This window comes from Catalinimonas alkaloidigena, assembly GCF_900100765.1.
GTDB lineage: Bacteria > Bacteroidota > Bacteroidia > Cytophagales > Flexibacteraceae > Mooreia > Mooreia alkaloidigena.
On sequence record NZ_FNFO01000015.1, the window covers coordinates 61,280 to 82,191 of the forward strand.

Consider the following 20,912-nt stretch of genomic DNA (forward strand, 5'->3'; position numbering starts at 1 on the left):
CTTGTGCAGGCCATAGCCCTCCCTATCCGGTACTTCAGGTGCTTCCGCCTAGTTCTTGACCCCTCCGTATCTGGTACCAAGACCACTCCCTATTTGGTACTGGTAAGCGGAGAGGGCCTCTTGGTCCTGCAAAACAATAGCTTGATAAATGCTTTTTAGGAAACAAAATATAATTTTATTGTAGAAACATATGATATTACCTGTTTGGTCTATCTGCCTTCACGTGCTATAGCCCCTATTCTCCGCATCCGGTACCCTAGCGATTGCAACTAAAACGCATCGCTCCCTATCTGGTACCAACCCCTCCCTAGCCGGTACCAACCCCTCCCCATCTGGTACCAGTGGCTTACCGCTCCCTATTCGGTACCAGCCAGATAGCGTCTGTGTGGATTAAAGGCTGATTTAAAAGGAATCAGCCGCCACCACCCTGAAAATTGACTTGTAACCGCTCCCTATCCGGTACTTAACGCATGAAAAAATCCTTTATTCTGACCACTGAGAAGCTCATGCCCTCCTTATCTGGTACCCTTTAAGTAGAATAAAATAACTACAACGCTGTAAGTATTTAAAATAGAGTACCGGATAAGGAGAAGACTTTCCACACAGCTAGCAAATGCCTTTTTTGCTAGGCGATCGATTTTTACTCTAGGGGAAGGGAAGAACATTGAAACGCTTCTACTCCTAAACAGGCTGCCGCTTGGGTTAGGCGTTCGCAAAAAAGCAAGATGTCTTTTGTGGTACCACAAAACAGGTAATTTACGGCATCACACCTCGTAGAGGCCCTTTCTCCTGTATTTATCCTTTAAAATCCATGTCCAATTCATCCCAGTCTAAGTCTAAAGATCCTGCCCGTCAGGGGCGTCCCCGTGTAGAAGAACCGAAACTTCGCCGCAATCTGCTTAAAGTCTACCTGAGCGATGAAGAAGAGAAGGCTATCCTAGCGGCTTTCGAGGCTTCTGGCAAGCAAAGTCTGAGTGAATACACACGCGACATCCTATTAGCACGTAAAACGGCGTATATCAATGTCAGGGAGCTTCTGACTACTCTCTCAAAGCTCGGCCAGGAAGTTAGTGGTGCCAAAGCGGAAGTCACGAAGATCGCTGATCAGATCCGGGAAACGGTCCAGCAGGGCAACATACTGGACGATACAACCGTGCAGGCGTTTACCTGCCAGTTGGAGGCATACGTGCGCATCAAGCGGTCAATAGACGCCTCATTCCGCAAGCTCATCCAGCTTAAGTAAAGCATACTATATGTTATGTATTGTATTAAACATAATGATTCTTATTATAAAACATAAAGTATATTATACATCACATATTATGCAAAATATAATATGTGGATTGCTATAAAGATGAAAACAAAAAACATATATTATTTACTACATACTACATACTACATACTACATACTACATACTACATACTACATACTACATACTACATACTACATACTACATACTACATACTACATACTACATACTACATACTACATACTACATACTATCTAATGAATGTTGTGTATTAGTTAATGTGTTTTCTTACTTTACGGATTAAATAAAATGTATTTATGGTGGTAAAGATCCTGGCCGCGGCCACGACCTTTCAGGGCGTACACTATAGCGAGCGAAAGAACGAACAAGGACAAAGTGCACTGTTACTCGCGGAAAATTTTCCAATGCAGGGCTTCGTGACGGATTTTGGACGCAAGGACTATATCCAGTATATGGAAAGTGTCTGTGCCACCAACGGAAGGGTGAAAAAGCGGCAGTTTCATGCAGTGCTTTCGGCCAAAGCCCATGATGTCAATTTTGCTGAGCTGACGCAACTGGCTAAAGCTTTCCTGGACGAAATGGGGTACGGCCGGAACCCCTACCTCGTGTACGGCCATACGGATACGGCTAACCACCATGTACATATGGTCTCTACCCGGGTTACGCCGGAAGGAAAAAAAGTAGACCACGCTTATGAGCGAATCCGCTCCCAGAAAGTCATTGCCTCTCTTCTTCAAACCAACCCGGCCCTGGCCGCGGCCCAGGCAGCTGAAAAAGCACTGACCTACACAGTTACGCAAAACGGGTCCATTCGCCAGCTGCTGGCACAAGAAGGATACCAGACCCGACTGACAATCGCTGGGGAGATGGAGGTCATCAAGTACGGTCTGGTACAGCACGTCATTGGCCAAGAGCAACTGGCCACCTGTCTCACCCAAGCCGATGCGCCCGAAACCCAGGCGCGGCTTTCCGGACGCTTACAGCAACTACGCTCCCTGTTCGCCAGGTATCGCCCTTTGTTAAACCCTGATGCTTTTCAGCGCTACTTGAGCGCACATCATCAGCTTGCCATTCTCCACCACACTTCCGCATACACCGTATTGGATCATGCCCAACGGACCGTATTTGCCGGTTCGGAGGTAATGCAGCGGGAAGAACTCCTGGCCCCGCTTACGACCGAGGCAAAGCGACAGGCCGCTCACTGGCATGCAACGCGTTGCCAGGAGGCCTGGGTTTCAGAGCATCGCGGGCGTACCCTGGCTGAAACCGTGTCTGCCCTGGGCTACCGACTGGATCCGCAGGGCGCCCTTTACCTGGGAGAAGAGGCCGTTGGAGTACAACTGACAGACGAAATGCACTGCGTTCAGCAGGCAGTCAACGTAAGGATTTCCCCAACCTTGGACCCTCAGCATAGCTGGCCCCTGCTGGTCGTTGCCTATGAACTAAAAGTGCAGGGGGGGGCACCTCCGCAAACTGGGCTGCCCACTGCTACGGCCGCGGATCTGCGCAATACCCGCTTCAAGCTCGAAGAAGTGGCCTATGCCTACGACCAGGGTGCGGCGCTGCAGGAACTGCGCCTGGTTGTGTTGCAGGATCCAGGCGGAGTTCACTATGTGCTGGATCAGGAGCAGGGGTGCCTGCATGCCTGGCAGGAGGTAGGCAATCGCTTCATCGCACCTGAAAAGCACAGCATGAATCCGATGCGCAAGGCCCAGGCGCATGCGCCCGGGCCGCCGGAGGGAACACCAGCTGTCCGGTCCGGGTTCGAAGGGGTGACTTTTCGGACATTGGGCTCTTTGTACGACGTAGATGACGGGGAAGAGCAGAAGCGGGCTGGTCGCCTGCGCAAGCGCCGTGCCCATTAATGAAAAACTCACGCTTTAAAATCGACAATACTTTACATGAACATCATCATTGCCAATCAAAAAGGCGGTGCCGGCAAGAGCACCCATTGTATCCTGCTGGCCAATTACCTGGTACTGGAAAAAAAGAAACAAGTGCTGGTGCTCGACCTGGATTTTCAATCCAGTGTCAAGGACCTGTGGGATCAGGATCGTGCCAATTATGCCGATACGCCCCCGCTGTACGAAGTCATCAACAAAGAACTCTCGGAGATAGGAGAGGTGCTTCAGATGCTTCAAGGCATAGGTGACGATCAGATCATCCTCTTTGATCTGCCGGGATACATCAATGATAACGCTCTGGTGCCGGTTTTCGAACAGGCGGACTTGGTGATCTGCCCTTTCGCTTACGATAAGATCACTTTCGAGAGTACTTACGTGTTTGCGCAAGTGCTGCGCAGGCTCAATGAGTCGGCTCCTGTCGTGTTTCTGCCCAACCGCCTGAAAAGCTCAGTCAAGTACGCCACCATCGAGCAGGTGAACGAGGCGCTAGGTACGCTCGGGGCTGTAGCCCCCGCCTTGCCGGATAAAGTCGCTTACCAACGCATTGACACTCAGACAATACCCAAAGATATTCAGGAGGAATTAAATGCTTCTTATGAATATATATTAGAAAAATATTCGAATAAGTAATATTTTTTAATTGGATTTAAGATTATTTGCCCGCTTTTTTGATTAATGTGGGCATATTTATTTGTTTTTATTCACACCTATATATATTTGCAATGAGTGGAACGAAAGATATTACGGCATTAGCTAGCCTGATCAAGGGTAAGAAGCAGGAAGTTACGGCCACGCCGCTTCCGCAGGAAGCTTCCCGACCCGCTGAGGCAGCGACGGAAACCACCGAGACGGGTGCGGCTCGCAAAGCATCACCCCGGAAACGTAAAACGTCTGATCCCTCATCCCTTACGCAGTTTATGACGCTGGTGGAAGAGATTAACCAAGTAGGGGAAGAGTTTGACAACACTGGTATTCTCTATGTGGACGGAGATATTCACGAAGTGCTGAAGCTGTTGAAAACCAATTGTAAGCTAAAAATTTCCTCGCTGGGGAATTACCTTCTCAAGGCGTGGATCGAAGAGAATCAGGCGGCCATTAACGCCGCGCTGGTGAAAAAAAGGAACAAATTTCTGGATTGACCCATGAGTTGGCTGCACTTTCTGTTCATTCTTACCGGAGGATACGGGACCTACTATGGTGCAGTCATCGCCTGGGATGTTCTCAAGAACAGAAGGGGTCGGCAAACGGAAGAAGATAGTTACTACTCTCTGGCAGAGCTGGACACCGAGCCGGTGGTGACGCCGCAGGATCCCCCGATGCCTGACAGTGCTCCTGTTTCGGAGGTGTTGCCGCCTGTTGCCGGTACCGAACTTTTGGGAGAGGAAGCCGAGAAGGCTGCGTCTGAGGAGTTCGACATGGAAGCGCTGCCGCTTTTTGGGGCGCCTGAAGAGCGACTCAATGGGGAGGAAGATGTGCTACCCATCGGGGGGGATCTTATGTTCCACCGGCCTCCGACGGGGCAGGGGCTTTCCCTGTCTGAGCTCATGAAGCAGGTAAAAGCGGAAGCCCAGGTGGCCAGCAGTCAGATTGAATTTTCGTGAACAGTCATATAGCAACTTTTACCAACTCCATATGTGCATGAATTACTCTTCTGACCGCTTTGCTAAGCGCAGACGCAACTCCTGGCGCTGGCTCCTGATCGGCTTGCTTTCTACCCACCGGGTGCAGGCCCAGGGAGGACAAAATGCAATTAATGCAGCGACGACGGAACTGCAGACCATGGTTGATCCGGTCAGCAACTTTATCCTGGTGCTAGGTGCCATCATCGGTCTGATCGGTGGCGTACGCGTGTTTATCAAGTGGAACAACGGGGATCAGGATGTACAGAAAGCCATCATGGGCTGGTTTGGCAGTTGCCTGTTTCTCATCATTGTCGGCGTCGTTATCAAAGCCTTTTTTGGCTGATCAGCTTAATGCAGGACACCCCTTTTGCCTACGCGGTCTACAAGGGGTTGCAACGACCCCTTGTGTTTCTGCATTTTAAAGGCGTCTGTATCTACTGGGGCATCGGCTCTATTTTTCTGGGACTGGTGGTCGGCATGCTCTTTTTTTCTCTACTGGGCTTCCTGTGGGGACTCCTGAGTATGATTCTGATCCTGGGCATCGGCCTGGGCATTACCTTAAAGAAGCAGAAACAGGGCCTTTATAACAAGAGACGTACGCGAGGGGCCGTCATGCTTCCTCCCACTTTCCATCGCTCCTATGGCCAAGGCAAAAACCTTTGAACTTCCCTACATCGGGTTTTCCCGTGACCCGATTCCCCTCGTTTTTACGCAGAATGCCGACTACTCCGTCGTGATCCGAATCCAGAATCCGGTCTTGCAATATGCCGCAGACCAGAGTCAGTACTTAGGATTTCACAAGTTACTGCAGTTGATTGCGAAAGGATTGGGCAGTGGCTACACCCTGCACAAGCAGGACGTCATTGTCAGGAAACAATTTCGGACAGAGGCATTTACTGCCCAGCAGGACTTTCTCAGCCAGGCGCACGAGCGTCACTTTCAAGGACGTATTTACACAGAAATTACGACTTACCTAACCCTGACCCGACAGGCGAAACGCGGGGTTTTCTTTACGTACGACGAACGCCAGTACAAACAGTTCATCCTGGACGTACAAAAGGTAGTCGAGCAGTTGAAAGCCCGTAAGATGCAGCCCGTTATGCTGGAGGAGCGAGACGTGAAACACCACTTGAAGCGTCTGTTGGCCGGTAATTTTGCAGATGAGCACTTTTCCCTAAGCAACTTCGACTGCAGTGACGAAGCCATTTCCCTGGGCAATGCCCAGATGAAAATCGTCTCCCTCGTGGACATCGACGAAGTCAACCTGCCGGGAACCCTGACTCCCTTCTCCGAGATGGACGAACTGGGCTATCCGTTTCCTATGGACCTGCTGACCTTCCTGCTGAAGGTTCCCGGTGAAGTGGTGATTTACAACCAGTACCTTCTCATTCCGGAGCAGCACAAAACCCTCAAGGGGCTGGAAGCCAAAAAGAAGCGGCACGAGAGCTTTCCAGGTCCGGAGAATGAGACCTGCATTCGCGACATCAACGCGATGTTACAAGATGTAGCCAGCATGGGGCAACTGGCCGTGTATGCGCACTTCAACATACTGATCAAAGACGATCCGGAGCAGATTCACCGCAGTGTCAACTACCTCGAAGGCGAACTCTTTAATATCGGCATCATCCCGAGTAAAAATGCCTACAACCAGCTGGAGCTGTTTCGGGCCATGCTACCCGGGAACGCCGGAGAACTGCAGTCCTATGACTTGTTTCTGACCAGCCTGGATGCCGCACTTTGTTTTTTTTTTAAGGAGCGACTGCCCTCTCATGAAGCGAGCAGCTTCCAGGTCTACTTTTCAGATCGCCAGGGTATTCCTGTGGCCATCGACACGCTGGACCGGCCCATGGAAACCGGACGCATCAACAACCGCAATATGTTTGTTCTGGGCCCGTCAGGCAGTGGAAAGTCATTTTTTACCAACCACCTGATCCGGCAGTACTTTCTTTATGACATGGACATTGTGCTGGTGGATACCGGACACAGCTATCAGGGGTTGTGCAGCTACTACGGTGGCCGCTACATCACCTACGAGGAGGGCCGCCCCATTACCATGAACCCGTTTCGGGTGATGCCGGAAGAATACAACGAAGAGAAACGCGAGTTTCTCAAGTCACTCATCGGGCTATTGTGGAAAGGGACCGAGGGCCAGCTTACGACGATTGAAGATACGGTCATCTCCAGCGTCATTGCCCGTTACTATACCCGCTACTTCAAAGCCGAGCGGCCCGACCCGTCCGGCCTTTCGTTCAATAGCTTTTATGAATTCAGTCTTCGGGAAATTGAGTCGATCCGGCTCTCTGAGCAGATTCCCTTCAACCTGGACGAATACCGTTATATTCTGAAGAAGTTTTACCGGGGCGGTGAATACGACCAGATTCTCAACAATGCTTTCGATACGAGCTTATTCGAGGAAAAATTCATTGTCTTTGAAATCGATGCGATCAAAGAACACCGGCTTTTATTTCCCATCACCACCATCATCATCATGGACGTGTTCATCCAGAAAATGCGTCATAAGACTAACCGCAAGGCCCTGATCATCGAAGAGGCCTGGAAAGCCATTGCCTCCCCCATGATGGCCGGTTACATTCTCTACCTCTACAAAACGGTCCGAAAGTTCTTCGGCCTGGCGGCGGTCGTTACCCAGGAATTGGATGACATCATTGGTAATCCGATCGTCAAGGATTCCATCATCAACAACTCGGACACCATTGCCCTGCTGGACCAGACCAAGTTTCGGGATAATTACGATGCGGTATCCCGGCTGCTCAGCATCAGTGAGGTAGAGCAGAAAAAGATCTTTACGATCAACCAGCTGACCAATAAAGAGGGGAGAGGACGCTTCAAAGAAGTATACATACGCCGGGGAAAAAGCGGAGAAGTCTACGGCGTAGAAGTATCGCTGTTTGAATACCTCACGTTCACCACGGAGCGGCGGGAAAAGGAGTTGGTGATGCAGTACGTCCGCCACTACGGCAGCTATCGGATTGGCCTACAAACCCTTATTGCCGACCTGGAACAGGCGCAGGTGTCCCTGGCCGAATTCATCGGCGTGGTGCAACGCGCGCTGGTGTTCTTTGCGCCTGCGGAAACCGCCCTGACTGCGTTCCTGGCGCAGCAAGCTCCTACGGGAACCTCCGTCTACCACCATGCTCAGGAGGTGGTACACCACCGTGGGGCGGCGTCTTCCCCTGACGCAGCAACGCGTATGGCCATATGACTCGTGCCCTTTTCATTTTTCTGATCATGGGAATCGGAGGGCGTTCGGCACTTCAGGCTCAAAAGGTATTTGACGCGTCCGTCGTCTCGGCACTTGTGATTACACACCGCCAGACACAGGAATCCCTGAAAGAAATCAAGAACAACGAAGGAAAGCTCTCCGGGATGCAAACCCTGATGGCCAGGCAGATGGAAGAAATCAAAACCATTGAAGAGCACCTGTTCCACCGTCTGGATCAGGTAAACGGATTGATTACCACCGGAAAGGATCTGCTCTACGCCACCACCCTGGTACAGCACATCGGGGTCTACCAGAAAGAAATGGTGGACTTAGCCCGAGAAGATGCCACCCTGGCGCTGGTCGCAGCCCGCACTGAACTTGCCCTGCTGAAACGCACCAAGCACTTGGTGCTTTACCTGAGCATCACGCTCTTCACCCAGGAAGGGAGTTTTGTCCTGCCGCTGATGGACCCGGGAAAACGCATGGCCCTGACTCGACACGTTCTGGATGAACTGCGCCTGATGCGGGGAATGGCCTATGGCGTGGTGCGTCGCATGCGGGTGGCCCGCCGGGCCAGCCACCTGCAGCAGCTTCTCGGCACGGCGGGCGCATTTCCAGATCGTGGTGGTGATCATGTCCGACAACTCTTACAACAACAAGGATGGTGAAAAACAACTTCTATCTCCTGATCCTCAGTTTCTTCTTCTGGTACGGGTACGGCACCCTGAGGGCTCAGACGGTCGTGATCGATCCTACCGTGGTCAGTGTCCTGGTGGCCAACCATACGCTGCAGCAGGCGACCCTAGAAGGCATCAAAGAGAAAGAGAAAAGTATTGCAAACTACCAGCAAGCCATTACCCTCAAGCTGGTAGAAATCAAAGCCCTTGAGCAGAAAGTCTTCAACTCCATGAAACAGGCAAATGCTTTGATCAAAAACAGCAAAGACATTGTATACGCCAGCACGGTTGCCAAGGACATTGCGCGCTACCAGCGTCAAATGCTTCAATTGGCCGGAGAAGATCCCCTCCTGTTGACCGTCGCGGCAAAAACGGAGCTGGAGTTGATTAACCGGACGGCGGATCTGATGCAGTACATCTACCAGATTGCCTTGAAAAAAAACCAGGACAGCGACCTCCCTTTTTTGTTGGACCAGTCCCAGCGAATGGAAATTATTCGTCATGTGGTCGATGAGTTACGCCTCATGCGGGGCATTGCTTACGGCATCGCACGCCGGATGCGCCTGGCCCGACAGGTGGGACTATGGCAAGCCTTAAATCCTTTTCAGATCCGGTTTCCCGACAACGGAGCCGCCATCGTACGTGATTTACTAGCCCGCTGACGTCATGAGACCCATTATATCTTTTGGGATGTGGGGCCTGATTGGTCAGCTGACCCTGACTTCGGTGGAAGCCCAGACGGTTGTGATTGATCAGGCCAAGCGGCGTCAACTGGAGAGCATGGTGTTCATGCGCTGGAGCAAATCCTACTTCCGACCCAAGTGGTATTACCGCCTCATGCATAACCAATACCGAACGGGCGAAGACCGCCGCACGATTCTGCAACTGACACCCACCCTGGCCTTTACGGAGATCAACCGGCTAAAATCCGAAGACGAGGAGCAATCGGTTGAGGTGATGCAGGAGCAGAGGGTTCGGGAAGCCCTGGATCGCTCGGCCAATTTGACCTACCAGCTGGTGTACCGGAAATCACTTGCGCAGCAGCTAGCCACCCTACAGCAGCTGGTGCAGGACTGCGCTGTGCTGGGGCTGGACCCCTCGTCCCTTCAACGGGTTCGGGACGAGGTCGAGCGTCACCGCGACCGGATCGATCAGATCCGGCAGGCCTATGTGGAAGAAGGTAGGAAAATGGAACAGTGGATGCAACTCGAAAACGATCTGTTCACCCTCACAAACCGTCTGATTAAACTCAGACGTCTTTGTCAGCTTCGTCAACGCTTTACTAACCCCTGACACCATGCGGAAAATCATTGATCAGCACATGCTGGACCTGTTACAAGGCCTTTACCAGCACCTGGATGAGAACCTCAGCACGTTTGTGGGGGATGCGCAGGCGGTGTGCGCAGTTTTCATGCTTCTTTATTTTGCTATCAAAGCGTATGGAATGATGTCCGGTGACCGTAAACTGGAAATCATGCCTTTGCTGCGTCCCTTTGCCCTGTCTTTGGTCGTGATTTTCTGGAGTGATTTCATCACCCTGATCAATGTGCTCCCCGGTGTGGTGACCGCAAAATCTTCGACCCTGTTTGATCAGCAGGTAGCGCTTGTCGATGCAGTCATGGTCCAGCGTTATCAGTTGCTGCAACAGGTAGGCACTGAATTGATCGAACGAAGCGCGGAAATTGAAGAGTTGCAGGCGGGAAAACAGGAGAGCGAAACAGTTGCGGTCCTGGGCATTGACCTCTCCCCGCTGATGGATACCATGAAGGGCTATTACATCATTGTCATGTCCAAGATCAAATTCTGGGCCGTCAACCTGATCGAAAACCTGATGGTAGCCCTTTTCCAGGCGGCCGTCTACGGCGTGTTTTTTCTTCAGGTGGTTTTTTCCGGGATTCTGATTTCTCTCGGTCCTTTTGCATTCGCTTTCAGCATTCTGCCGGCGTTTCAGGATGCGTATGTGCAGTGGATCGCCCGCTACCTGTCCGTCAGCTTTTATGCGGCACTGGCCTATCTGGTGCTCAGTCTGGCGTTCATCATTTTACAGTACGCACTGCTGCAGGAAGTAGATGTGCTCACCTACATTACCGAGCAGGGGAATGAGGCGGCTTTCCTGGCTTATGTTACCGCTACGGATACAACAAGCTACTTTACCGTTGCCCTGCTCATGGGAGGGCTTTCCATGCTGGCCATTCCGATCATTTCTACCTGGATTATCACCACCTCGGGTGTAGGCAGTGCGTTGAATGTTGCTACCCGTACGTTAACCGGTGTTTCCGTAGGCTAACTTCCAGAGCATGAAAATCAGAGACATAGAAAAAAAGATGAAGCTCACGTTGTGGACCTCCCTGTTCAGCTTCATAACGGCCGTGCTGCTGGTCGTGGCCACCCTGCTTTTTAGTTACGACCTCATTCAGCAGGAGCGCCAGCAGGTCTACGTCCTGGATCACGGCGTACCCCTGATGGTACACTTGTCCAACCTGGAATCTAACCGGCAGGTGGAGTATGAATCCCATGTCAATATGTTTCATCTTCTGTTTTTTACGTTGCCGCCGGATGATGACTACATCAAATACAACATAGAAAAGGCCATGTACCTGGTGGACGAGTCCGGCCTGCAGGAGTATAACAACCTTCGTGAAAAAGGCTATTACAATGCCATTCTTTCCAGTTCGGCCGTGCTCAGCATCCGAACGGATTCCATTCAGGTAGACCTTGGCCGGAAACAGTTTACCTATTACGGCACGCAGCGCATTGAACGGGAAACGAGTGTGCTGACACGCCGTCTTGTTACCTCCGGTCTGTTAACGGATGTACCCCGCACGCAGAACAATCCTCACGGCGTGCTGATCTCCGGATGGAAAACGGTGCTGAACGAAGACCTGAAACAGGTACGTAAACGTGAATTTTAATTTGTCCTCACTGCGCCAGCCGCTCGCCGCTTGGGTCCGGCATCACCCCAGGCAGGTGGTTCTAGCCATGTTGGCTCTCCTCTGCTTCGGGGTAGTGCTCGGCGTGTACCGGCGCTACCAAGCACATAGATCGTTGCAGCAGGAACGGCTTCCTAGAAAGGAGCTGCTGGAGACGTGGCCGCTGGTGGACGTGCCCACCTTGCGCAAAGGGCAGCAATGGCTGGAGTGGGAGTCACGGCTGGAAGAAATCATGCAGAAAGACACGCTTTCCCGGGAAGACAGCCTATTCCTGCAGCACGTAAACGAATCGCTTAACCGAGAACTCTATTCCGATGAAAACAATTAATTTTCGTCAACCCAAGTACGTATTTCCTCTTTTTGCCCTGCCGCTTTTCCTGGTTCTGTTCTATGTGTTCGGCGGAGAAGCGCCTGTGCCGCAGGCACAGGCGAGTGCGCACGCCCGACTGGATTCGCTGAATTTTAAGCTGCCGGCAGCGGTGCTGGACCGGCGTACCGTCAAAAACAAGCTGGAAAGCTTTACAGAAGCGTACGCCCGGCGCGAAGATTATACGGCCATGCTGGAGTTGGAAGAAGAAGCGAGTGGCAAGCGCATTATCGCGAGTGCCTACAACGAAGAAGAAAAGCGACTGCTGGATAGCTTGCAAACGCAACTCCTAAAAGGAGAAAAGGAAGATTTTCTCACCAGTGTGGCCCGCCGCGCCCAAGAACCTACTCCCGCCGTTTCGTTGCCTCCTTCGGACCTCGCCCGGAGCAATCAACCCCGACGGGAAACGGAAGAAGAACGGGAGATGCGCCTTTTCCGTCAGCAGATGCTGTTGATCGACAGCCTCAGCAAAGCTCCACCGACCGGGAAAGGGCCTGCTGACGTGAGGCCCGAACAGCCTGCCCCCCCCCAAACGCCCCCTCCGGTCGATGTACAGCGGGTCGCCTCCTCCGTCCAACGCACCCGGGGGGCGTTCCATACCATCCAGGTACGGCCCAACGATAGCCGCATCAAGGCGATCCTGGACGAAACCCTGAAGGTTGAGGAAGGAAGCCGCATCCGAATCCGGCTCATGGATCAGATCCTGGTCGGCGAGTACCTGATGGAAAAAGGCGAGTACGTCTACGGCCGTGTGACTGGTTTTGCCGCTCAGCGGGTCCTGATCACGGTGAGCGATGTGCTCCTGGGGGACACGCCTGTGCCGGTGCAATTAGAGGTGTACGATCAGGACGGCATGCCGGGACTGTATGTGCCGGGAAGCCGTTTTCGAGAGTTGACCAAGGAGATGGGGGCCAACCTTGCCAGTGGCACCGGTACGCAGGGCCGGTTACAGGATGCCCCCGATAACCAGACAGAGGTTTTTTACGAAATCGCTGATCAGCTGCTGCGTACCTCCTCCCGTGCTGCTTCCCACGCTGCTCGCCGGAACCGGGCAGAATTAAAATACAATTCCGTTCTCTACCTCGTGCATAATTAAATCCAGTGATCCATGATGCGCTTTCTACTCGCACTCCCCCTCCTTCTCGCTTGCTGGCTTTCCGGGGAAAGTCACGCTCATCCGGAAGCATTTCCCAATGCTGCGCAAACCCGGCCCCCGGAAAAGCCCCGGACGAGGCTGCGTACCATCTACCTCCACGAAACCATCACCACCGTTTTTATCTGCTCTGAGCGCATTCAGAAGGGTGATTTGAGTACTTCTTACGTCGAAGGAGATTTACTGGCTCCCAACATCCTGCGTATCAAACCGGTCCTGCAACACCTCCCTGAGCAACTGTTGGCGCAATCGGCTGAAGGCCGCGCGGTGGATGCACCTCGCAGTATTGACGCTTCTCTGCCCGCCGGCACTTCCCTGGGCATGGTCACCATTCTGACGGAAACGTATCTGCTCCAGTTCAACCTCGTGTATGCACCGGCGACAGAGGCAGACAAACAGGTTTGCGTAACGCAAGCAGATGGCATTCCCCTGCTCACCGGAGAGATGAGCTTATCTTCTCAGGAAATGAAAGCGTTTTGCCTGCAGATTCTGCGGAAAAAACCTCGGCCTGATGCTGTAAAGACGAAGGCGTATAAGATGGAACTTCGGCTCAATAACCTGTATACAGTGGGAGATTACTTCTTTGTCGATGTCACATTGCTCAACCACACGCACATTCCCTATGACATTGACCAGATTCGCTTTAAGGTGGCGGACAAACGCATCACGAAAGCTACCAACGTCCAGGACATTGAACTCTCGCCCGCATTTCAGCTCTACGCAGCCACGCATTTCCAGGACCAGTATCACAATGTATTTGTGTTCAAGAAGTTTACATTCCCCGCGGATAAGGTGTTCACCATCGAGTTTGCGGAAGAGCAGCTTTCCGGTCGAAGGATTGAGTTAAAAATCGACTACCAGGATTTGCTCAGCGCCGATCTGTTATGAGAAGAGAGCAACTACCTCGGTGGGTCGGTGGGGGGAGTGGATACAAAACTCTCTTCGGAAGAGGAACCTATACCTCCCTGGAGTGGGTCCTTGCTTTTTATCCCCACGTCTGGCTTTTGGCAGAATCATGGTACACCCGTTCAGTAGTGCGTTTAGTGTCACCGGTAGGGCACTTGGCCTGACCCTCCTCTGAAACCATGGAAGAAACCAGTGAGCTGAAAAAGCTTTACGCTCTGCTTCAGGCAGCCGTTTATGTACTGGTCCTGCTGGATGCGGCCGTATTTGTACTGGCGTTTAAGCCCTTCATGCCTACGCTTCTTGTAGCGTTGTTGCACCGGCTGGCCCGGATTCCTGTGTTTGACAATGTACTCTACATTCGACTCAGCTTGCTGGTGGTCATCGGCATGGTCAGCGTGGGAACAAAAGCCAGAAAGAATCTCCACTTTCGAACGGGCCGGTACGTGGTGGCACCTTTGGTAATAGGGCTTCTGCTTTTGTTCGGTTCGGTTCCTTTTTACCACCCTGCGTTTGCAGCCGAGCCCGTGCTGGCTGGCTTTGCTTGGTCTGAGCTGGTGTACATGCTGGGTGGGGCAGGGGGGGCACTGCTAACGCACCTGGCACTGGACAACCTGAGTAAACGCGTTCAGTCCTCACTTCTGAAGGATAAATTCAATGTAGAGAACGAAAGTTTTCAGCAACCCCAGCGGTGTGAGCGAACCGAATATTCGGTGAACATTCCGATGCTTTTTTACTGGAAGGGAAAAGTCAGAAAGGGGTGGCTCAACGTGGCCAATCCCTTCCGGGGACTGCTCCTGTTTGGTACACCGGGATCAGGCAAAACGTTCGGGATCATCAATCCGTGTATTAAGCAGATGTTGAGCAAGGGGTTTTCGCTTCTGGTCTACGATTTTAAACATCCAGATCTGGGCAAAGTAGCCTATCACCATTACCGCTTGCACCATCAGCAAGGCAAGCCTTTGGCCCACCATGCCTTTCACGTGATCAACCTGGATGAGGTTGAAAAAAGCCGACGGGTGAACCCGTTGCGCGCTGATTACATCCAGACGATGGCAGATGCCTACGAATCTGCGGAAGCGCTGGTGGAGGCCCTGCGGAGGGGAGACCGGGCCCGGGGAAGCGATCAGTTTTTTACCCAGTCAGCCGTCAACTTCCTGACGGCGGTAATCTATTTTCTGGCCCGCTACCAGCAGGGAAGGTATTCCACACTGGCGCATGTGCTGGCTTTTCTGAACCTGGGCTACGAGGAACTGTTTTCCACCCTGTTTCAGGAAGCAGAGCTGGAATTTGTGCTCAGTCCCTTTGAGAGTGCCTACCGGAACAAAGCCTACGAACAGTTGGAGGGGCAGATCGGGACGGTACGCGTGCAAACCAGCCGACTGCTCACCAAAGAAAGCTGCTGGGTCTTCACCGGAGACGATGTGCCTCTGGCCTTAAATGATCCTCGTCATCCATCGGTGCTGATCCTGGCCAACAACCCGGCGACCCAGAGCATCAACAGTGCCTGTTATTCTGTGGTGTTGAACCGCATCACGCGTCTGATCAACAGGAAAGGAGGTTGCCCTTCCGGCATCATCGCTGATGAGTTTCCCACGGTCTATTTTCACAAGATCGAGAACCTGATAGCAACCGCCCGCAGCAACCGGGTGGCGACGGTACTGGGGCTGCAGGATCTGCCCCAGCTCAAAGCACAGTACGGAAAAGAGACGGCCGATGTGCTTACCTCAGTGCCCGCGCATGTGCTCTCCGGGAAGGTCAATCACCGGGAAACGTTGGATTGGCTAGAGAAGCTCTTTGGCAAAGTAAAACAGGTGCGAGGCGGGCTTTCGATTGACCGGAACCGGACCACCAGCAGTCTTAACGAACACAGCGATGCCCTGATCCCGGCACACAAAATTGCAGATTTGAAAGCGGGTGAATTGGTCGGTAAACTGGCCTACGAATCGGATCGGTATACCGGACAGTACCAGACCAGTAACCTGCATTGCAAGGTCAACCTATCGCTCAAGGAGGTGGCAGAAGAAGAACAGAAGTACCAGGATCTACCCAGGTATTATAACTTTGGAGACGCCCAGCAGAAGCAACAACGGTTGTTGGCACACCTGCTGCAGGTGAAACAAGAAGTAAAACAGATCACACAACAGGCACAGAGCCATGCAAATTACGCAGGAAATGCTGGGCAGTAGGCTACACGCGTTACGGAAAGCACTTGGGAAAAAGCAGACGGAAGTGATGGAGCAGACGCAAGCCACCCAAGCAGCCATCAGCCGCCTGGAGGCGGGCAAAGGCGGCAGCATCGAGGTGCTGCTGTCCATGATCAACTATTACAATCGGTACTTTGTCATGGATCAGCTTTTTGAACCGGAATTTACAATCCTGCGCCGTGGCCAAAAGCGTATCGAGCTACATTTTGATCAGCTGATCCTGCAGGAAGTATCGGCCCTGGAAGGGGAGATCAACGAGCGCCTCAACCAGATTCGGAAGATGGTGCAATCTACTTCTTCACAGGTTCCGACGAGTCTGGACGATGAGATTGTTTAACGATCCATTGCAGGTAGGGAAGCGGGTCAACGTAGTGCCCTCTGTACCGGAGTGCGAAATGTAAATGATTTCCGGTGGCACGCCCGGTGTGGCCGGTCATGCCCAAAAGATGACCCGCCGCAAGAAACTGCCCTTCGCGGACAAAAAAGCAGGAAAGGTGTCCGTAAATGGATTCATAGGCTGGCGCCGCCCGTTGCTCTGATGCATCGGCGGGAAGAGGGTGACGAACTTTTACATACATGCCCAGGCGGGGATCATAGGCCACTTTGGTGACCTCACCAGCCATCCAGCACCGTACCGAATCACGACCAGCCTGCAAGTCGAGACCGGCATGAAACTGTACCCCGGGTTGGGCCTTGCCTGGATCCCGGCGGTAGCCGAAGGGACTGGTTACCCGCAACGAATCCAGAGGCAGACGGGCGGCCGTGAAGGCCGTTGAGGATACAGTGGTGCTGGGTCGGACGGGAACAGGAGGGGCGTCTGGTGTGCGCTGCCCAGGGTTGGCGGGTAGTGAAAGGGAAGCACGGCGCACCCGAATGGGCGTACCTGTTGGTTCAACGGAGTGAAAGGGAGTGGGGGGGGCGGAAGGCGGCTGGGCATACGCGGATGAAGAAAGAATGCCGAGGAGCACGAAAAACCAATGTATGGTATGCAAGAGGAATATATTTTTTGTAAAATAGACGTTAAATATAAATAGTAAGAATAGATGGAGTACGATCTGAACCGGCTGCCCTTTGTGAAACTGGAGAAAATAGGTATATCCAAAGATGATATATTCGCTTTGCCATTGGATGATATTCAGGCGTTAAAAACCGGCCGCACCACCAGCCTGTTGGATTTACACCTTCAGGAAGCGGATCTCAAAATCAAGGGGAAGTTGAGTGTCTATCCCCTGGCCGATGGATCGCTGGATCTGAAAGTACATCCTGTACGTCAACAAATCCAGAACGATGATCAGCTGGGACCAAAGCAGTTGCAGCAACTGCAGGAAGGAAAGCTGATCGTCTCTGAACGCATAAGTCTGAACGGGGAAAAGGAAAAATACCTTTTTCAACTGGACCGGGAGATCAACGAGATCAAGAAAATCAGGGTGGCTGACATTCAGGTACCCAGTAGTAAACTTTCAGCACAGCAACAGGCGGATCTGCTGGAAGGAAAGAAGATAGTGATCAACACCCACCAGGGGGAAAAAAGCTTAAGGCTCGATTTGATCAACGCCAAAGGCTACACACTGGAATTGATGGAACAGCCGCGGCAGGTGGAGCGGAAAGCAGCCCAGGTAAGCCGGGAAGCTTCACCGGAAGTTCAGCCTTTTCACACGTTGTATGCCGGAGAAAAGAAGGAGAAACTTTTAGGAAAAGATGCCGAAGGGCAGCTGTATGAAGGAAAACAGACCGGAGAGACTGTCCAGTGGAAGCCGGCAGGCCCACAGGCGCAGGCTTGGGTTCGTGAGAATCAGATTGTGATCCCGTTCCTACCAAGTACCCGAACCGGACAGGATACGTTTTACGGCAAAGACCTGAACGGGAATTACTATGTGACAGAGAAGCGGGAAGTAGCCAGCAAAGGCCTGAAAGAGGGCTGGCTGAAAATCGATCGGAAGGAGGGGATGGCCCTGGAAACAGGGGAAATGCAGTCTCTGGAACGAGCGGCTTTGCCCGGGAAAGAGATTGTAGGCGAAGTACCAGCCCCGGCGCGCTCCGCCGGTCACCGTCGTTAATGGGGAAGAACGGCTCAAATGGCTTACGATTTTACCTACTTTAAGCAGCGCGTTTCGATTATACAGGCCGCAGAAGCTTTGGGATATCGTCACAATCCTCATGCCGGACGCAATCCGGTCGAATACTGTCATCCGGAACATGCGAATGTGATCATCCGCAATCCGCATGATCCTGTCAAACAACTCTATTTTACCAGGCATGACGATACCAACCGTGGCTCTGTGATTGACTTTGTTCGGCACCGGCTTCACTTGTTTGGTGTTCGGGAATCTAGTGAGATGGCTGGCGTCAACAAAGTATTGCACCAGCTGGCTCAGGTCGATTATCAGCCGACTGCTCTTTTACCAGAGGTAGGTGCTAAAAAGACATTCGTCCGGGAGCGCTACCACTGTCGTCCGGCCCAGCTCCAGGACCTGGGTTACCTGCAACGGAAGCGCGGACTTTCTGAAGAAACGCTACTTGCCTTCTTGCCTTACCTGCAAAAAGTGGTGGACCTGGAATCAGCAAAGAAGTGGGAAAACATTGGATTTCCGTACCGGGTCGTGGAAGAAAGTCAGTGGCGGGGCCTGGAGCTGGTCAACTACCATTTCAAGCGGTTTGCCGCCGGTAGTGACCGGCAACACGCCTGTTGGTTTGCAGGCTGCACGATGGTCCCGGAAAAAGTAATGTGGGCCGAAAGTGCCATTGATGCCATGAGCTTTTTTCAGCTCTCCCAACGTACTTCACCCACTCGCTTCTCACTGAAACATACGCTTTATGTAGCCGTAGGAGGTGCCCTGGCCCGTGCTCAGGCAGAACATGTATTGCGCTTATATCCCTATGCTCGACACTATACCATTTTTGATGCCGATCTGGCGGGTCGGCTGCAGACCATACGCTTGGCGGCTTACCGGTTGGGCGTATCCCTTACGCTCCGCCGCGAGCAGCATCAGGTCCATTTTCAGCTGCCCGACCGGACGTTTGCAATCCCCATCGATGAAATCTCTCTGCACCGATTCCGAACGCTCTCACACTTAAATGTGCAACTCGTGGAATACCGGCCCCGTGGGAAAGACTTTAATCAGATGCTCACAGAATAATCTCAGATGCGTGCTTCCACCTTCTGGCTGCAGGGCAGAAGAGACAAAGCAGCCAGATGGGAGACTTTCCAACCGGTAGACTGCGCCAGACGGACGGAGGTTGGCAGTTGCCCTAGACCTCCTTGCGTGATGACCCTATCGTAATGATGACCGAAATGATGAAACAAATTTTAGGAGTATGCCTTCTACTCGCGGTCGCCGCCTGCACCGCTACACGCGGCGACGAGCCGGTTCCCGTTGAAACTACAGCCCGATTCCGCGTACGTTTGGAGCAGACCGGCGATACGGCCGTCTTTTATCGGGTGATGCAGGTTACCGAAAACCTGCAGTTTACCGGTACGCAGCAGCCCGCGGAAGGGGAGTGGGACAGTGCACAGGAAAAGCTCAAAACGGCATATGATGTAGAGACCATTGTGCCCGTCAAAAGTATCGAGGTGCATACCAAAGCTCTGTTTCTACCGACCGCCGTCTGGCAAGACTCAGTGGATCGGGCGTACAGGGTCACCACCCGGATTCAGGTATGGCGGGACGGGGAAATCCAGCAAGACACCACCTTGTTGACACATGATGAGGACTTGGCGGGCGAGGGCATTTTCGATGCAACTTACCTGGCGGAATAAGAAGGGGTTAGCCTTGTGCCAGAGCGGTGGTTCTGCGTACCTAAGACAGCAGTTTCTGGTTCCATTCCCTGCTGCCGAAGTGGTAGGAGGCTGCAGATGGGTAATACGATGCGGCCTTATGCTCCAACATCATTTTTGTCTGTTAAGTAGTCATACAGCTGCTTCCGATAAGTCAGTCCGATACTGATGCGTTTCGGGTCTCCAGCACTGTTGCTCATCCAGAGAAAGTCGCCATTGAAGCTGGTTACCTGATGCAGGTTGATGATGGCACTTTTATGCACCCTGATGAAAGGAGGGGAGGGGAGACTGGCTTCAATGTTGGCAAGCGTATTGCGCACAGTATAGGTCTCGTGCGCCACGGTGGTAAGCACGACCTGATTTTTATAGTCCGCGTTACGGCTTTCCACACAGATCAGTTCTGCCAAGGGGATGCGGACGTTGCGCTGTCGTTTTTCATGGCGTCCGATGATAAACGGAGTACCTTCTTCATCCGTCCGCAAGAGTTGAAGCTTCTCTTCCACCTGCATCAGTTGTTTGCGTTTTTCTACCCTGCGCAGTGCTTCGCACAGTGCCGCCTGGCGGACGGGTTTGAGCAGGTAATGTAGGATCTCCGGGGCTAGTTCGTAGCTTTCATGGGCATACTCCTGGTAGGCGCTGACCAGCACGTAGAACTCCACTTGCCGGGTGTTGAGCATGGCCCGGATCAGCTCCAGTCCTGAGAGCACTGGCATCTGTATATCGACAAACAGCACGTCGACGGATTGATCTGGATGTGCGGCAAGATATTCAAGCGCTTGGAGGGGATCTGTGGTCGTAAAGATCACCTGAACCTCAGCCTTTCGTAACAGAAACACGAGAGCATCAATGGCCGGTGGTTCGTCGTCAACGATCATACAGG

Annotated in this window: 23 protein-coding genes; 21 read left to right on the plus strand and 2 right to left on the minus strand. The window is 52.5% G+C overall.

Annotation, left to right across the window (positions count from 1 at the left end):
* The first annotated feature begins 811 nt into the window (after positions 1–811).
* From BLR44_RS26365 to BLR44_RS26455, 18 genes are all read left to right on the plus strand, one after another.
* A complete protein-coding gene (locus BLR44_RS26365; RefSeq protein ID WP_089688114.1) occupies positions 812–1,243 on the plus strand; it encodes a hypothetical protein in 432 nt (143 codons plus the stop codon).
* 324 nt (positions 1,244–1,567) lie between these two features.
* Positions 1,568–3,136, plus strand: coding sequence for a relaxase/mobilization nuclease domain-containing protein (locus BLR44_RS26375; RefSeq protein WP_089688118.1), 1,569 nt, complete (start codon positions 1,568–1,570; stop codon positions 3,134–3,136).
* A gap of 36 nt (positions 3,137–3,172) precedes the next feature.
* The gene (locus tag BLR44_RS26380) at positions 3,173–3,805 is read left to right on the plus strand and encodes a ParA family protein (protein WP_089688120.1); all 633 of its coding nucleotides are present in this window, start codon (positions 3,173–3,175) and stop codon (positions 3,803–3,805) included.
* A gap of 92 nt (positions 3,806–3,897) precedes the next feature.
* Positions 3,898–4,314, plus strand: a complete 417-nt coding sequence (locus BLR44_RS28765) for a hypothetical protein (protein WP_143017489.1) — start codon at positions 3,898–3,900, stop codon at positions 4,312–4,314.
* A gap of 3 nt (positions 4,315–4,317) precedes the next feature.
* Positions 4,318–4,776 (plus strand): hypothetical protein, encoded by a 459-nt coding sequence (locus tag BLR44_RS26390; RefSeq protein WP_089688124.1) that lies wholly within the window; start codon positions 4,318–4,320, stop codon positions 4,774–4,776.
* A gap of 37 nt (positions 4,777–4,813) precedes the next feature.
* Positions 4,814–5,140, plus strand: a complete 327-nt coding sequence (locus BLR44_RS26395; protein ID WP_089688126.1) for a DUF4134 domain-containing protein — start codon at positions 4,814–4,816, stop codon at positions 5,138–5,140.
* Between the two features lie 8 nt (positions 5,141–5,148).
* The gene (locus BLR44_RS26400) at positions 5,149–5,460 is read left to right on the plus strand and encodes a hypothetical protein (protein WP_089688128.1); all 312 of its coding nucleotides are present in this window, start codon (positions 5,149–5,151) and stop codon (positions 5,458–5,460) included.
* A complete protein-coding gene (locus BLR44_RS26405) occupies positions 5,438–8,020 on the plus strand; it encodes a TraG family conjugative transposon ATPase (RefSeq protein WP_089688130.1) in 2,583 nt (860 codons plus the stop codon). Before BLR44_RS26400 ends, BLR44_RS26405 begins: the two co-directional genes overlap by 23 nt.
* Positions 8,017–8,688, plus strand: coding sequence for a hypothetical protein (locus BLR44_RS26410; RefSeq protein ID WP_089688131.1), 672 nt, complete (start codon positions 8,017–8,019; stop codon positions 8,686–8,688). Before BLR44_RS26405 ends, BLR44_RS26410 begins: the two co-directional genes overlap by 4 nt.
* The gene (locus BLR44_RS26415; protein WP_089688133.1) at positions 8,682–9,359 is read left to right on the plus strand and encodes a hypothetical protein; all 678 of its coding nucleotides are present in this window, start codon (positions 8,682–8,684) and stop codon (positions 9,357–9,359) included. Before BLR44_RS26410 ends, BLR44_RS26415 begins: the two co-directional genes overlap by 7 nt.
* A gap of 4 nt (positions 9,360–9,363) precedes the next feature.
* Entirely contained in the window at positions 9,364–9,990 is a 627-nt protein-coding gene (locus BLR44_RS26420) for a hypothetical protein (protein ID WP_143017490.1), read from the plus strand.
* A 4-nt stretch (positions 9,991–9,994) separates the two neighbouring features.
* A complete protein-coding gene (locus BLR44_RS26425) occupies positions 9,995–10,984 on the plus strand; it encodes a TraJ family protein (protein ID WP_089688137.1) in 990 nt (329 codons plus the stop codon).
* Between the two features lie 10 nt (positions 10,985–10,994).
* A complete protein-coding gene (traK, locus tag BLR44_RS26430; RefSeq protein WP_089688139.1) occupies positions 10,995–11,609 on the plus strand; it encodes a conjugative transposon protein TraK in 615 nt (204 codons plus the stop codon).
* 67 nt (positions 11,610–11,676) lie between these two features.
* Complete coding sequence (locus tag BLR44_RS26435; RefSeq protein ID WP_143017491.1) at positions 11,677–11,955, plus strand: hypothetical protein; 279 nt, start codon at positions 11,677–11,679, stop codon at positions 11,953–11,955.
* The gene (gene traM, locus BLR44_RS26440) at positions 11,942–13,090 is read left to right on the plus strand and encodes a conjugative transposon protein TraM (protein WP_089688142.1); all 1,149 of its coding nucleotides are present in this window, start codon (positions 11,942–11,944) and stop codon (positions 13,088–13,090) included. The genes BLR44_RS26435 and traM overlap by 14 nt, the downstream gene beginning before the upstream one ends.
* Before the next feature lie 12 nt (positions 13,091–13,102).
* The gene (locus tag BLR44_RS26445; protein WP_089688144.1) at positions 13,103–14,035 is read left to right on the plus strand and encodes a DUF4138 domain-containing protein; all 933 of its coding nucleotides are present in this window, start codon (positions 13,103–13,105) and stop codon (positions 14,033–14,035) included.
* Positions 14,036–14,232: 197 nt separating this feature from the next.
* Positions 14,233–16,239: a type IV secretory system conjugative DNA transfer family protein gene (locus tag BLR44_RS26450; protein WP_089688146.1), complete on the plus strand. Its 2,007-nt coding sequence runs from the start codon at positions 14,233–14,235 to the stop codon at positions 16,237–16,239.
* A complete protein-coding gene (locus BLR44_RS26455) occupies positions 16,208–16,594 on the plus strand; it encodes a helix-turn-helix domain-containing protein (RefSeq protein ID WP_089688148.1) in 387 nt (128 codons plus the stop codon). Before BLR44_RS26450 ends, BLR44_RS26455 begins: the two co-directional genes overlap by 32 nt.
* Here the strand turns inward: BLR44_RS26455 and BLR44_RS29450 are convergent.
* The gene (locus BLR44_RS29450) at positions 16,548–17,225 is read right to left on the minus strand and encodes a M23 family metallopeptidase (RefSeq protein ID WP_410493133.1); all 678 of its coding nucleotides are present in this window, start codon (positions 17,223–17,225) and stop codon (positions 16,548–16,550) included. The genes BLR44_RS26455 and BLR44_RS29450 overlap by 47 nt on opposite strands.
* Before the next feature lie 75 nt (positions 17,226–17,300).
* Here BLR44_RS29450 and BLR44_RS26465 point away from each other — a divergent pair, with 75 nt between their 5' ends.
* The 3 genes from BLR44_RS26465 to BLR44_RS26475 all read left to right on the plus strand — a co-directional run bounded on the left by BLR44_RS26465 (position 17,301) and on the right by BLR44_RS26475 (position 20,014).
* Positions 17,301–18,314 carry a DUF4099 domain-containing protein gene (locus BLR44_RS26465; RefSeq protein WP_089688153.1) on the plus strand — a complete coding sequence of 338 codons (1,014 nt, stop codon included), beginning with the start codon at positions 17,301–17,303 and terminating at the stop codon, positions 18,312–18,314.
* An 18-nt stretch (positions 18,315–18,332) separates the two neighbouring features.
* Positions 18,333–19,394 (plus strand): toprim domain-containing protein, encoded by a 1,062-nt coding sequence (locus BLR44_RS26470; RefSeq protein WP_089688155.1) that lies wholly within the window; start codon positions 18,333–18,335, stop codon positions 19,392–19,394.
* 155 nt (positions 19,395–19,549) lie between these two features.
* Entirely contained in the window at positions 19,550–20,014 is a 465-nt protein-coding gene (locus BLR44_RS26475; RefSeq protein WP_143017492.1) for a hypothetical protein, read from the plus strand.
* Positions 20,015–20,130: 116 nt separating this feature from the next.
* On the opposite strand, the gene BLR44_RS26480 is transcribed toward BLR44_RS26475, so the two are convergent.
* Positions 20,131–20,907 carry a LytR/AlgR family response regulator transcription factor gene (locus BLR44_RS26480; RefSeq protein ID WP_218127201.1) on the minus strand — a complete coding sequence of 259 codons (777 nt, stop codon included), beginning with the start codon at positions 20,905–20,907 and terminating at the stop codon, positions 20,131–20,133.
* Between the last annotated feature and the right edge of the window lie 5 nt (positions 20,908–20,912).

What these genes read in the sequence shown, in the direction of transcription:
- BLR44_RS26390 (WP_089688124.1), top strand. Translation starts at nt 4,318, where the DNA reads ATGAGTTGGCTGCACTTTCTGTTCATTCTTACCGGAGGATACGGGACC.
- BLR44_RS26450 (WP_089688146.1), top strand. Translation starts at nt 14,233, where the DNA reads ATGGAAGAAACCAGTGAGCTGAAAAAGCTTTACGCTCTGCTTCAGGCA.
- BLR44_RS26365 (WP_089688114.1), top strand. Translation starts at nt 812, where the DNA reads ATGTCCAATTCATCCCAGTCTAAGTCTAAAGATCCTGCCCGTCAGGGG.
- BLR44_RS26445 (WP_089688144.1), top strand. Translation starts at nt 13,103, where the DNA reads ATGATGCGCTTTCTACTCGCACTCCCCCTCCTTCTCGCTTGCTGGCTT.
- BLR44_RS26480 (WP_218127201.1), bottom strand. Translation starts at nt 20,907, where the DNA reads ATGATCGTTGACGACGAACCACCGGCCATTGATGCTCTCGTGTTTCTG.
- BLR44_RS26455 (WP_089688148.1), top strand. Translation starts at nt 16,208, where the DNA reads ATGCAAATTACGCAGGAAATGCTGGGCAGTAGGCTACACGCGTTACGG.
- BLR44_RS28765 (WP_143017489.1), top strand. Translation starts at nt 3,898, where the DNA reads ATGAGTGGAACGAAAGATATTACGGCATTAGCTAGCCTGATCAAGGGT.
- BLR44_RS26405 (WP_089688130.1), top strand. Translation starts at nt 5,438, where the DNA reads ATGGCCAAGGCAAAAACCTTTGAACTTCCCTACATCGGGTTTTCCCGT.
- BLR44_RS26395 (WP_089688126.1), top strand. Translation starts at nt 4,814, where the DNA reads ATGAATTACTCTTCTGACCGCTTTGCTAAGCGCAGACGCAACTCCTGG.
- BLR44_RS26420 (WP_143017490.1), top strand. Translation starts at nt 9,364, where the DNA reads ATGAGACCCATTATATCTTTTGGGATGTGGGGCCTGATTGGTCAGCTG.
- BLR44_RS26410 (WP_089688131.1), top strand. Translation starts at nt 8,017, where the DNA reads ATGACTCGTGCCCTTTTCATTTTTCTGATCATGGGAATCGGAGGGCGT.
- BLR44_RS26475 (WP_143017492.1), top strand. Translation starts at nt 19,550, where the DNA reads ATGATGAAACAAATTTTAGGAGTATGCCTTCTACTCGCGGTCGCCGCC.
- BLR44_RS26465 (WP_089688153.1), top strand. Translation starts at nt 17,301, where the DNA reads ATGGAGTACGATCTGAACCGGCTGCCCTTTGTGAAACTGGAGAAAATA.
- BLR44_RS26380 (WP_089688120.1), top strand. Translation starts at nt 3,173, where the DNA reads ATGAACATCATCATTGCCAATCAAAAAGGCGGTGCCGGCAAGAGCACC.
- BLR44_RS26425 (WP_089688137.1), top strand. Translation starts at nt 9,995, where the DNA reads ATGCGGAAAATCATTGATCAGCACATGCTGGACCTGTTACAAGGCCTT.
- traK (WP_089688139.1), top strand. Translation starts at nt 10,995, where the DNA reads ATGAAAATCAGAGACATAGAAAAAAAGATGAAGCTCACGTTGTGGACC.
- traM (WP_089688142.1), top strand. Translation starts at nt 11,942, where the DNA reads ATGAAAACAATTAATTTTCGTCAACCCAAGTACGTATTTCCTCTTTTT.
- BLR44_RS26375 (WP_089688118.1), top strand. Translation starts at nt 1,568, where the DNA reads ATGGTGGTAAAGATCCTGGCCGCGGCCACGACCTTTCAGGGCGTACAC.
- BLR44_RS26435 (WP_143017491.1), top strand. Translation starts at nt 11,677, where the DNA reads ATGTTGGCTCTCCTCTGCTTCGGGGTAGTGCTCGGCGTGTACCGGCGC.
- BLR44_RS26400 (WP_089688128.1), top strand. Translation starts at nt 5,149, where the DNA reads ATGCAGGACACCCCTTTTGCCTACGCGGTCTACAAGGGGTTGCAACGA.
- BLR44_RS26470 (WP_089688155.1), top strand. Translation starts at nt 18,333, where the DNA reads ATGGCTTACGATTTTACCTACTTTAAGCAGCGCGTTTCGATTATACAG.
- BLR44_RS26415 (WP_089688133.1), top strand. Translation starts at nt 8,682, where the DNA reads ATGGTGAAAAACAACTTCTATCTCCTGATCCTCAGTTTCTTCTTCTGG.